Origin of the sequence: Flavobacterium panici, assembly GCF_903819335.1 — a bacterium.
Taxonomy (GTDB): Bacteria; Bacteroidota; Bacteroidia; order Flavobacteriales; family Flavobacteriaceae; genus Flavobacterium; species Flavobacterium panici.
In genome coordinates, this window is the sequence record NZ_CAIJDE010000036.1 from 133,199 (window position 1) to 145,588 (window position 12,390).

Annotated in this window: 12 protein-coding genes; 6 read left to right on the plus strand and 6 right to left on the minus strand. The window is 32.1% G+C overall.

The features are described from left to right. Positions 1–239: 239 nt before the first annotated feature. From FLAPXU55_RS09120 to FLAPXU55_RS09130, 3 genes are all read right to left on the minus strand, one after another. On the minus strand, positions 240–2,729 hold the full coding sequence (locus FLAPXU55_RS09120) for a DUF5686 and carboxypeptidase regulatory-like domain-containing protein (protein WP_180857409.1): 2,490 nt from the start codon (positions 2,727–2,729) through the stop codon (positions 240–242). Positions 2,730–2,912: 183 nt separating this feature from the next. Further along, complete coding sequence (aroQ, locus tag FLAPXU55_RS09125; protein WP_180857410.1) at positions 2,913–3,326, minus strand: type II 3-dehydroquinate dehydratase; 414 nt, start codon at positions 3,324–3,326, stop codon at positions 2,913–2,915. A gap of 112 nt (positions 3,327–3,438) precedes the next feature. Beyond that, positions 3,439–3,996, minus strand: coding sequence for a porin family protein (locus FLAPXU55_RS09130; protein WP_180857411.1), 558 nt, complete (start codon positions 3,994–3,996; stop codon positions 3,439–3,441). 280 nt (positions 3,997–4,276) lie between these two features. On the opposite strand from FLAPXU55_RS09130, the gene FLAPXU55_RS09135 reads away from it, so the two are divergent. From FLAPXU55_RS09135 to FLAPXU55_RS09160, 6 genes are all read left to right on the plus strand, one after another. Continuing rightward, complete coding sequence (locus FLAPXU55_RS09135) at positions 4,277–4,837, plus strand: outer membrane beta-barrel protein (RefSeq protein ID WP_180857412.1); 561 nt, start codon at positions 4,277–4,279, stop codon at positions 4,835–4,837. A 195-nt stretch (positions 4,838–5,032) separates the two neighbouring features. Next, positions 5,033–5,635, plus strand: coding sequence for a porin family protein (locus FLAPXU55_RS09140; protein ID WP_053472838.1), 603 nt, complete (start codon positions 5,033–5,035; stop codon positions 5,633–5,635). Between the two features lie 189 nt (positions 5,636–5,824). Next, positions 5,825–6,403, plus strand: a complete 579-nt coding sequence (locus tag FLAPXU55_RS09145; RefSeq protein WP_180857413.1) for a porin family protein — start codon at positions 5,825–5,827, stop codon at positions 6,401–6,403. Positions 6,404–6,551: 148 nt separating this feature from the next. Next, positions 6,552–7,175 carry a porin family protein gene (locus tag FLAPXU55_RS09150; protein ID WP_180857414.1) on the plus strand — a complete coding sequence of 208 codons (624 nt, stop codon included), beginning with the start codon at positions 6,552–6,554 and terminating at the stop codon, positions 7,173–7,175. A gap of 77 nt (positions 7,176–7,252) precedes the next feature. Next, positions 7,253–8,149 (plus strand): site-specific tyrosine recombinase XerD, encoded by an 897-nt coding sequence (xerD, locus tag FLAPXU55_RS09155; protein WP_053472795.1) that lies wholly within the window; start codon positions 7,253–7,255, stop codon positions 8,147–8,149. 144 nt (positions 8,150–8,293) lie between these two features. Next, positions 8,294–9,814 carry a PAS domain-containing sensor histidine kinase gene (locus FLAPXU55_RS09160; protein ID WP_180857415.1) on the plus strand — a complete coding sequence of 507 codons (1,521 nt, stop codon included), beginning with the start codon at positions 8,294–8,296 and terminating at the stop codon, positions 9,812–9,814. A gap of 58 nt (positions 9,815–9,872) precedes the next feature. On the opposite strand, the gene rny is transcribed toward FLAPXU55_RS09160, so the two are convergent. From rny to FLAPXU55_RS09175, 3 genes are all read right to left on the minus strand, one after another. After that, positions 9,873–11,435 carry a ribonuclease Y gene (gene rny, locus FLAPXU55_RS09165; protein WP_053472793.1) on the minus strand — a complete coding sequence of 521 codons (1,563 nt, stop codon included), beginning with the start codon at positions 11,433–11,435 and terminating at the stop codon, positions 9,873–9,875. A 208-nt stretch (positions 11,436–11,643) separates the two neighbouring features. Next, entirely contained in the window at positions 11,644–11,937 is a 294-nt protein-coding gene (locus FLAPXU55_RS09170; RefSeq protein ID WP_012022231.1) for a cell division protein ZapA, read from the minus strand. A 4-nt stretch (positions 11,938–11,941) separates the two neighbouring features. Continuing rightward, the gene (locus FLAPXU55_RS09175; RefSeq protein WP_053472792.1) at positions 11,942–12,232 is read right to left on the minus strand and encodes a hypothetical protein; all 291 of its coding nucleotides are present in this window, start codon (positions 12,230–12,232) and stop codon (positions 11,942–11,944) included. Positions 12,233–12,390 lie beyond the last annotated feature (158 nt).

A 12,390-nucleotide genomic window follows, 5' to 3' on the forward strand; every position in this document is an offset into this window, starting at 1 on the left:
AGAGAAACGGATTTTTTTATGGGCGTTACCTTCGGCCGGGCTGTCCGCTGTATCTTTTTATTTTTAAAGAAAAAATAAAAAGGATGCCGCTTCCATCCCTAACGCAAACTCAGGTAATTAGAATTTTTATGGTTTAAATTATAGACACAGCTTGTCAGTTCGAGCGAAGTCGAGAACTTCGTAAGGTATTTACGCTGTAACAAAACCTTTGTTCCTTTGAACCTCTGTACCTTTATCCCTTAATTCAAAATATTCAAAATCTTCAACCCAAACACTACACCATTTTGCTGAATTCCGCCTTGGTAAGAATGTACATAATCCACCCGAAATAATTTAAATTTCCCGAAACCTAAATTATCTAAACCAACCGTAAATTCGGTATAAGGTTTACGATCCGGAATTGCCAGCGAATGAAAACCAAGATTCATTGTTGATTTTAAAAGATTCAAAAGTGGAATTTTATTCGTTACAAATCCCATATCATTGTGTTCTAAATGCATTTCAAAATAACTGTCGTTTGTACTATTGTCATAATACGGCATTAAATTGAAAACATTCAAATAACGATCGCTGGTGCCAATGTGGGTTTGGTTTCCGTTGAAATGTCTGTAATCAATAAAAGAAATATTTTCAGCATTAAAGAATTTACCTGCTCTAAAATTCATTCCTAAAACACCTTTATTATTTAATTTTAAATCATATTGAACAGCTGCGCCAATTCTTTCAAACTCATATTTTTTTTCACTTGCGGCAAATGCCTTTTCAAAAGCTAAAAATACAGTTGGATATTTTTCATCCTTAAAATTATATCTTCCGTCAGGTCTTGAAATATATTTGTTTCCAAAATTAATTCTGGCCGTCAAATTAGCTTTAATTAAATGATGCTGATCAAAAGCAGGTGTGTTGAAGTCATTCGGTGCAAGCGGATTATTAGACGAATAAATATCATCTCTTTTGAAGAAAGAATAGTCAGTTGTATTAAAAAGAGGTTTTCTTTGTTCGTAAGCTACTCTTGCATTTAAATTTAATCCGTTCGCAATATCTTGTGCATAGTTAATTTGGGCAAATTCCAAATTGTACAATTTCATGTAATTGTCTTTAAAAAACAACGAACTTACAGAATTGATCAATTTGCTAATAGGCTCAGCGCTATTAAATTGTTCTGTTTTTGTTCCTCCCGAAGCTGAAATTGTCGCGTAATTAATCGTATTAAATCGGTGGCTGAATTCGCCAATAACACGCAGACGTTCATCAGAAAAACCATAATTGAAATCTGTACTTATGGAAGTGCTTTTTCCTTTTTCTTCATTCCATTTTTTAAATGAAAATCCAGTTCCCAGATTAAATCCCTGAACCGTATTAAAACTTAAAGAAGTTGGACTTAGCAAACCGTCAAATTTAAAAGAGTATTTCTTAAACGTATTTTTATAATCGTAACCGCCAAGGATATCTAAAATCTTAAACTTATTATCTTTTGCATCAATAGAATCGGTATATTTTTTAGATTTTCTGATAACTTGTAAGCTGTCTTTTTTGGTGTAATCTGCACTTTCTTCGAGCGTTAACGGAATCGGACGAATTTCATTCCAAAATGAATCATCTTTTTTATTGGCATTCAAATCAAAAGCTACAATTTCATTTCCAAAAGTTTTCTTGGCAAACGATTCCGGAAATTCATAATTGGAATAAATATAATTAAACTGACCCGAAAATTTTATACCAAAACCACCCGCATTAAACGAAAGCGTCTGTGCATTTTTAGACCAGATTTTGTTTTTTGCATTGTAACTAAAGCTTTGTTTTAAATTCATGACTTCAGTAAATTCATTTTTCATTCGGTAGCCTTTAATGTCGAAATCAACGGCATAAATTGCAAAACTATCATCGACAATGTAAATGTAACCTTCAAAAACAGGTTCTTTATCGCGTTTTGGAATTACTTTAATTTTGTAAATCTGCTGTTTATTATCATCATAAAAACTTCCTTCCAGTTTGTATTTATAATAGCTGAAAGCGTTATTAGCAATAGGAGAGATAAGATTTACATCAAATTCTAATGTGTTGTCGTAAAAATCGTAAGTTGATAAAGCGGCAGTATTATAGCTGAAACCTTTATTGTTTCCGGAAATTTTGGAGGCAATTATAGTTTCCTTTAATTTATCTGGTTTTTGATAAGAAACTTTTGAAATAGTCTCGGATAAATATAAAATTCCGGTTCCGGTCGAATCTAAATTAGAAGATAAATCCGGGCCAAGATCTACTTTTTGGCCTAATATTTTTTTAGGTAAATCTTTTACTTTTAAAATTCCTTTAGAATAAAAATCGGCAGTAAAGCGAGCCGTTTTTTCAGAGTTTTCTTTTCTGTTTGCAATTGCGTTTTTAATGATGGTATTTGCCGGATTGTTTTTAGGATCAATAACTACTTCGTTTAATGCAAAACTTTCTTCCTGCATTTTAATATCTAAAGTTACTGTTTTTGAATCTCCCGAAAGGGTTATTTTTTGAGTCTTAAATCCCAGATATTGAAAAACGATTCTGTTTTTACCAATTTCTTTTACCTGCAATTGATATTGTCCTTGTTCATTTGAAGTAGTTCCACGATAGGTATTCTCTTCAAAAATAGAAACAAACGGCAGCGGATTCCCTTTTTCATCGGTTATAGTTCCTTTGATCTGGGCAAAATTGGAAATCGAAAAAAATAAAAAGGCGAATAAAATATAGTTTTTCATGAAAGTAGTTTCTTTCACAAAAATAAAATAAGTTGAAAATGAGCTTATTAATAATTTGTTAAATTGTAATAGGGAAAATCAAAGTCGTTTGTCAGGCTGAGCAATTTCCAACTGTCAGGCTGAGCGAAGTCGAAGCCCCTCGCACGCTATAAGCGCTTCGACTTCGCTCAAGATAATAATATCTTATAAAAAGGACTGAATCGCCAATTCGTAACTTTTTAATCCAAACCCTAAAATAACACCTTTTGCATTTCCGGACAAATACGACTGATGTCTGAAACTTTCGCGGGCATAAGTATTAGAAATATGTACTTCGATAACAGGAGTTGTAACTGCTTTCATAGCGTCGCCTAAACCTATAGAAGTATGAGTATAAGCTCCGGCGTTTAGAATAATTCCGTCAAATGAAAAACCAACATCCTGAATTTTCCCAATCAATTCTCCTTCAATATTACTTTGATAATAAGAAAGTTCAATGTTTGGAAATTTTTGTTTCAACGTTTCAAAGTAATCTTCAAAAGTCTGACTTCCGTAAACTTCTGGCTCACGTTTTCCTAAAAGATTCAAATTTGGTCCGTTGATAATGCAGATTTTCATATTTAAAATTGTTTATTGAAATATTGATATTGCAATTGCAATTGAATTGTGTAAAAATAAAAAAACCGATCTAATTAATAGACCGGTTTTTATTAAAGTATGTGATATATTTTTAGAACATGAATCCAGCTGAAATCTGGAATACAGAGTTTTTAACATCAGCATCTTTAGAAGCTTCTGTTAATCCTAAACCGTAACGTCCTTGTAAAAAGAAGTTTTCAGTAAGTTTAACTCCTAATCCGGCATTTACTCCAAATTCAAAAGTTTCTCCATTTTTAACATCAAAATCATTTTTTTCACTTACTAAAAAAGAAGCTTGCGGACCAACTTCTAAGCTAAATGTATTATTCAAATAAAATTTAGCCATTACTGGGATAGATATATATCCTAGTTCGTTTTTAATATCTTCACTCACGTCGCTAAATTTATATGATGCACCTGTAGTAGAATATAAAAGTTCTGGTTGGATAGAAAATTTGTCTAATAATTTTACTTCAGCAACTAAACCAGCATGATAGCTAGTGATCCCTTCTTTGTCAATTTGATCTGGAAAATCTCCGGTTTGATTTGCAAAGTTAACCCCTGCTTTAACTCCAATTTTTAATAATTGTGCCTGAATCGTAGCTGTTGTTGCAATGAACAATACAGCTGCTAAAAGTATTTTCTTCATAAAAAATGTTTTTAGTTTGGTATTTAAATGTTATTCTTTTAATTCAAAACTACATTATTTTGATTTTATTGTTTTATATACTGCATGATAAATTTATTAAAATTCTCACATTTTTTCAAATTCACCTTGTTGAAATGATTGTTTTTTGTACAAATGAACTGAAAATTAATAGGTTATTTGAAAATCCATTTTGTCTTATTTTAATACTTTAATTACTTTTTGGGGTTATTTTTTGGTAAGTATAATCTTAGTTTTGGATTGTAATTAAAAAAATAAAAACATGAAAAAAGTAATTTTAACTGCTATTGCAGTCTTAGGATTTGTATTTGCAAATGCGCAAACAACGGGTTTCTCTAAAGGAGATGTATTTGTTTCAGGAGCTTTCAATGTAGGTTCTCAAAAAACTGGGGATTTTAAATCAAGTGATTTTACTCTTGTCCCAAGTGCTGGTTATTTTGTGACTGAAAATATTGCAATTGGAGCAAAATTAGGTTTTAGTACATCGAAAGAAGGAGATGACAAAACTAATAACTTTACAGTAGGAGCTTTTGGTAGATACTATTTTACTCCAGCTTCTCAATTCTCAGTTTATGGTCAGGCTGGATTTGATTACATGAACTCAAAAGAAAAACCTAGTGATTTTAAATCAAACACAATTGGTGGGAACATTGGTTTAGGTATGAGCTATTTCTTGTCTAATCATTTTGCTATCGAAGCTACTTGGATTGGTTTAGGTTATTATGTTGACAACAACGGTGGTCATGGAGCAGAGAAAACTAATACTTTTGGTTTTGGAACAGATTTAAGAGATGTAAGTTTTGGAGTTGTTTACAAATTCTAAAAGAAAATATTTTTAGTTAGTTTTTTAAAAAGCTTCCTCATTTTTGAGGGAGCTTTTTTCTTTTCATTTAAAAATAAATTGATATAAACTATAAATAGTTTATCTACTTATTAGTCTTTTATTTGTTAAATTCCTAATTAATTTTTATGAAGTATAATTTTATATTTGGCAGATAAATTTCAAAAACAAATAAAAATGAAAAAAATTATGTTTACTGTTACCGCAGTAATGGCCTTTGCATTTTCAAATGCTCAAGAAGTTAAATTTGGAGTAAAAGCAGGTGTTAACTTAACTACATTAACAGGAGATATTGAAGAGGCGTCTTCAAAAGTTGGATTCCATGTTGGTGGATTTGCAGAAATTAAACTTTCTGATAAATTTTCTATTCAGCCAGAAGTTCTTTATTCAACTCAAGGAGCTAAAGAGAAAGGTGAATTTGAGTTTAATGGAGATGTTTATGACGTTGAAATGAACTATAAATTGGCTTACATTAATGTTCCAGTATTAGCAAAATATTATGTTGCTGAAAAATTTAGCCTTGAAGCTGGACCACAAATTGGTTTTCTTGTAAGTGCAAAAGGTAAAGCAACTGTTCTTGGTAACTCTGAAGAAGATGATATTAAAGATGGTTTTGAATCAATTGATTTTGGAGTTGATTTTGGTGCTGGTTACGATTTTACTGAAAATCTTTCTGTAGGACTTCGTTACAATCTTGGTTTGGCAAATTTAGCTAAAGATGCTGAAGATTATAAAATTAACAATAGTGTATTCTCATTATCTGTTGGATACAAATTCTAATAAAATATTCTTTTTAGTTTAAAAAGCTTTCTCATTTTTTGAGGGAGCTTTTTCTTTTCATTTAAAGGCAAATTCACCTTGTGTTAACAATTTGTATGCTTATTACTATTTTTTTTGTTAAATTCCAAATTAGTTTTTATGAAGAATATTTTTATATTTGATTATTAAATTTAACCAAAACAAATTAAGATGAAGAAAGTTATTTTAACAGCAATTGCTATTTTAGCATTTGGCTTCGCTAATGCACAGCAAACAAGATTTGGAGTAAAAGGAGGTCTAAGCCTTACAAATTTTTCTGGAGATGTAGATACTAATACAAAAGTAGGTTTTGTAGTTGGTGGTTTCGCAGAAATTAAAGTTATAGAGAGATTGTCTATTCAGCCAGAACTTTTGTTTTCTGCACAAGGAGCTAAATATGATTTTATTGGTAATAATGATGACGGAGATCTTAAATTAAACTACATCAATATACCAGTTTTAGCAAAATTTTATATTACTAAACAATTTACCGTTGAAGGTGGTCCTCAAATAGGTTTCTTAGTTTCTGCTAAAGACGAAGGAGAAGATGTGAAGGATTTTTACAAATCGGCAGACTTCGGTTTCAATTTTGGAGCGGGATATAATTTTACAGATAACTTTTCTGTAGGTTTACGCTACACAGTTGGTTTGTCAGGAGTTGTTGATAGAGGGGATTATGATGATCTTGATGATTATTATGATAGTGCTAAAAATAGCGTTTTAGCGATAACTGCTGCATATAAATTCTAATCAGAATTTTTAAAATACTTAAAAACCTTCCAGAAATGGAAGGTTTTTTTATGCATGAAATTTAATATTAAAATGTTTTAACAACACTTATATTTTGATAAGTAAATATCTATATTTGGCTAAATTATTTTTAACCAAAAACAAAAAAATGAAAAAAGTTATGTTATCTGCAATTGCAGTTATGGCATTTGGTATGGCAAATGCACAAGACGTAAAATTTGGTCTTAAAGGAGGTTTAAATGTTTCTAATTTTTCTGGAGATACAGAAGGAATTGATTTTAAATCTCGATTCGGGTTTAACGTTGGGGGATTTGTAGAAATTAAATTCTCTGAAAAATTTGCCTTACAGCCTGAAGTTTTATATTCTACACAAGGTGCAAAAGTTGACAATTTTAATCTGGATGTTGACGGAATAGGTACTGTTAATGCAGATGTTGCCTTTAACCTTACTTATATAAATGTTCCTGTAATGTTTAAATATTTTGCTGCAGAAAAGTTCTCACTAGAGGCTGGTCCGCAAATTGGGTTTTTAGTTTCTGCAGAAACTAAGACAAAAGTAGACGGTTACGGAAGTAGTAAAGTTGACATTAAAGATAACTTTGAATCAATTGATTTTGGATTGAATTTAGGAGCTGGATATGATTTTACAGAAAACTTCTCTGCTGGTGTAAGATATAATTTAGGATTAGCTAATATTGCTAAAACTGAAGAAGGAGATGACTCGAAAGTTCATAACGGAGTTTTTTCATTATCTGTTGGATATAAATTCTAATTAGAATTCTAAAATATTCAAAAGCCTTCCAGAAATGGAAGGTTTTTTTATGCCCAAAAATGTTTTACTTTGTAAATATGAAATGGAACAATTATATAAAAGACTATCAATCGTATCTGCGAATAGAAAGAGGTTTGTCTAAAAATACAATTGAAAACTACAGCTTTGATATTGAGCGATTATGTCTTTTTTTAGAAACCAATCAAATTGATGTTTCGCCTATAAAAATTACAGATGAAACCATTCAGCAGTTTATATATTCGGTTTCAAAAGAAGTAAATCCGCGTTCGCAGGCGAGGATTATTTCTGGTTTGAAAAGTTTTTTTAATTATTTGGTTTTTGAAGATTATAGAAATGATAGTCCGCTAGAATTAATTGAAAGCCCAAAAACCGGACGAAAACTTCCCGATACATTATCCATAAAAGATATTGATGCACTTATCGCAGCCATTGATTTAAGCAGTAATGAAGGAGAAAGAAATCGAGCTATTTTAGAAACATTATATGGCTGCGGACTTCGGGTTTCTGAATTGGTTTCACTTAAAATATCAGATTTATTTTTTGATGAAGGTTTTATAAAAATTACTGGAAAAGGAAATAAAGAACGTTTTGTGCCCATTGGAAAATTAACTAAAAAATACATTGAAATCTATCAGGACGAGATTAGGGTACATCTCAATATTAAAAAAGGCTGTGAAGATACTTTGTTTCTAAACCGCAGAGGAAACCAGTTAACGCGCGCCATGATTTTTACGATTATAAAAGATTTGGCGGTAAAAATTGGTTTAAATAAAAATATAAGCCCGCATACTTTACGCCATTCCTTTGCAACGCATTTACTGGAAAATGGTGCCGACTTAAGATCTATTCAATTAATGCTGGGACATGAATCTATTACAACAACAGAAATTTATGTACACCTGGACAGAAGTTTCCTGACAGAAGTAATGCATTCGTATCATCCGCGGAAGTAATTTTTTGGGAAGTGTCTGGTTTTTTTACGCCAAAAGTTATAACTTGGTATCACATTTGTATTCAAAGGGAAGTAAATTAAAAGGATTTTGAGGATTTTTTTTAACTCAGATCCAGTAAGATATTATTTACTTAAATAGCGACATATGATTTTTGATTTGTACAGTAATGAAGACTGCATGGAAGTAAATAATTTTTACAGAAAATTATTTGCCGAAATGCCAGATTTGCTTTTTCAATTTGTTATAGATACTCATAATCATTATACTTTTCCTCTAGTGAGTAAATCAGTTGATGAAATTTTTGAACTTTCCTTCAAAGAATTTACAGACGATATTAAACACATTATTTACGAACGCGTTTTTGAACAGGACAGGGAAAAATTTTTTCAGTCCCTTGTAAAAGCACGTAAAGAAATTGTGCCTTGGGAATTAGAGTTCAGGTCTGTTTTACCCAAAAAAGGACTGCGCTGGTTTAGGGTTTCTGCGAAAACAGAACTATCTTCCGATGGAAAAGTTAGTTTTTTTGGACATATCTCTGATATTACCGATTTAAAAGACAAAGAAGAAAAACTCCGTATTTCTGAAGAACGTTTCCAGTTTGCACTTGATGCATCAACAGTGGGAATCTGGGATTGGGATATGGCTACGAATAATGTTTTTTATTCTTCACTCTCCTTAAAAATCTTAGAATTAGAATCGGCAGATATTTTTGACGACCCGGAACGCTGGGATAAAATTGTGCATCCTGACGATCTTCCAAAATATTACTCAGACATTAAAGAACATTTTGATAATAAGATTCCGTATTATGAAAATTACCATCGTGTAATGACCTCAAGCGGTAATTATAAATGGATTCTGGATAGGGGAAAAGTAATAAAACGTGATGAAAACGGTAAGCCATTACGTGTTATTGGGACTCACACTGACATTTCTCTGCAAAAAGAAAAAGAATTGGAGCTTTTAAAAACAATGAAATTGTACAGCGACCAAAATAGTCGATTGTTGAACTTTTCGCATATTGTTTCGCACAACTTAAATACGCAGGCAGGAAATATAAAATCGATTTTAGATTTTATTGATGAAGATGGAGGAAAAGGAACTGTTGGCGAAATGCTCGAACATCTTCGTACGGTTTCAAATGATTTAAATGAAACAATTTCTAACTTAACGCAAATTGTAAAAACACAGAGTAATATTAATATTGCCGTTGAGCCTTTGATGCTTTGCGAATATATCGAGAAAACAGTTGCGACTATAAAAGGATACGATAAGCAGAAAAAAGTTACGATTGTAAATAATGTTCCGCAATATTTGACCATTAATTTTAATCCGGCTTATCTTGAAAGTGTTTTGCTCAATTTTACCACAAATGCTATAAAATATGGACATCCGGATCGGGATCCGCTTATTGTATTTGATTTTGGAATCGAGCCAGAAGGATATAAATCTTTAAAAATTACAGATAACGGTTTAGGAATCGATTTAAAAGTCTATGGCGAATTATTATTCGGGATGTATAAAACGTTTCATAAACATGAAGAAGCACGCGGAATAGGCTTGTATATTACCAGAAACCAAATAGAAGCGATGAAAGGAACCGTTTCTGTAGAAAGTGAAGTTGGAGTAGGGACGAGCTTTAAAATCGTTTTTAACGATCTCTAAATAATTAATAAAGGCTGTCAAATGACAGCCTTTTTAATTTTATATAATAGAAAGAGAATTATTTAGCAATGTTCACTGCTCTTGTTTCTCTGATTACAGTAACTTTTACCTGACCCGGATAAGTCATTTCTGTTTGGATTTTTTGTGAAATTTCAAATGATAAATTTGCAGCATTGTCATCAGAAACTTTTTCGCTTTCTACAATAACACGTAATTCTCTACCAGCCTGAATTGCATAAGCATTTTTCACACCGCTAAATCCGTAAGCAACATCTTCAAGATCTTTCAAACGTTGAATGTATGAATCTAAAACCTGACGTCTTGCACCTGGTCTTGCACCAGAAATAGCATCACAAACCTGAACGATTGGTGATAATAATGATTTCATTTCAATCTCGTCGTGGTGCGCACCAATAGCGTTGCAAACCTCTTCTTTTTCGCCGTATTTCTCAGCCCACTGCATACCTAATAATGCGTGTGGTAAATCACTTTCTGTATCTGGAACTTTACCAATATCGTGAAGTAAACCTGCTCTTTTTGCCAGTTTTACATTCAAGCCTAATTCAGCTGCCATGATACCGCAAAGTTTAGAAACTTCTCTTGAGTGTTGTAATAAGTTTTGTCCGTAAGAAGAACGGTATTTCATTCTACCCACAACTTTAATCAATTCAGGATGTAAACCGTGAATTCCTAAATCGATCACAGTACGTTTTCCAACTTCGATAATTTCATCATCAATTTGTTTAGCCGTTTTAGCAACAACCTCTTCAATTCTTGCAGGGTGAATACGTCCGTCAGTAACTAATTTGTGTAAAGACAAACGAGCAATTTCTCTACGAACCGGATCAAAACAAGAAAGGATAATAGCTTCCGGTGTATCATCAACAATGATTTCAACTCCAGTTGCAGCTTCAAGAGCTCTAATGTTACGACCTTCACGGCCAATAATTCTACCTTTTACATCATCAGATTCAATGTTGAATACAGAAACACAGTTCTCAACAGCTTCTTCCGTTCCAACTCTTTGAATAGTGTTGATGATGATTTTTTTAGCTTCTTGCTGAGCTGTAAGTTTAGCTTCTTCAATGGTTTCCTGAATGTGAGACATAGCTTTGCTTTTAGCTTCGGCTTTTAAACCTTCCACTAATTGCTCTTTTGCTTCTTCTGCAGAAAGTCCTGAAATAACTTCAAGCTGCTGCAATTGACTTTTGTGTAATTTGTCAACTTCAGCTTGTTTTTTATCTAAAACTTCAATTTTGTTATTGTATTCTTCTGTTTTAGCTTCAAAATCGTCGTTTACTTTTTTAGCTTTAGAAAGCTCGTTAGAAATCTGAGATTCTTTATCACGTACGCGTTTTTCTACTTCGGCTACTTTTTTATCGCGTGCCAGAATAACTTGTTCGTGTTCCGATTTTAATTCGATAAAACGTTCTTTTGCCTGAAGGATTTTATCTTTTTTTATGTTTTCAGCTTCTAAATTAGCATCTTTTAAAATGGAAGCTGCTTCTTTTTTAGCATTTTTGATTAGGTTTGAAATATTGCTTTTCTCGATGATTTTAGCTATTGCAAAACCTGCCGCAATACCTACAATACCTGAAATAATGATCGTTATGATGTCCATGTTTGTTAGGGTTTATATATAAAAAAAGCCTACATTAATTGCTTGTATAAACTCGTAAAGACAAGTTTTGAGCTAACTCACTGTTCAAGTTTCCCGGTCAAAGCTGGGCATACTATAGTAGCGACGATTTGCTCATTCTAAATTGTTAGTGTTGAGTTTACCAATTGTGAACTAATGTAGGCAGTATCTTAGTTTATGTAAAGAACGTTTAATTTTCGAGATATTGATCTAAAAGCGAATTTAATCTTTTAATTCGTTCAATGGTTTCTTCGCCATCGATTGCGTTATCAATTTGTTTTTGTTCCACCTGCGATGCAAATTGCAATGCGCACATGGCTAATACATCTTGTTTATCGCGAACTGCGTAACTTTCTTCGAATTGCTTGATCATAGCATCAATTTTTTTTGAGGCGCTTCTAAGGCCTTCTTCCTGAGCGGGTTCAACCGTTAATGGGTAAACGCGGTCGGCAATTGATATTTTAATTCTAAGCTTTCCGTCCATGTTTCTAATCTGATAATTGCGCTATACAGTAATCAATTTCGCGAATTAATGAATTTATTTTAAGCTTTGTCTCTCTCTTGTTATTGTCGCTGCCAAGCAACGAATTGGCTATCTTAAGTGTTTCATATTGCTTTTTCAAAGCTTCCATTTCTTCAGATTGTTTCTGGATAATTTGCACCGCTTTGTCTAATTCTAATCGTAATTCCTGATTATTTTTTTCCAGGCCTTTTGATTTTTCAAAAAGCTTCTCGACTTTATATTCAAGAGTATCAATTATTTCGGCAATTACACTCATTATAAATCCTATTCATTACTTAATCATACAAAGTTAGTATTCCTTTTTATTAATGCAATTTTTTCTCGATTTTTTTGCATTAAAAATAGACAAATAAATGAATTTCAATCAATTGTGTTTTTGTGAGATTTTCTTCGGTTTTTACCTGTTAATTTTTT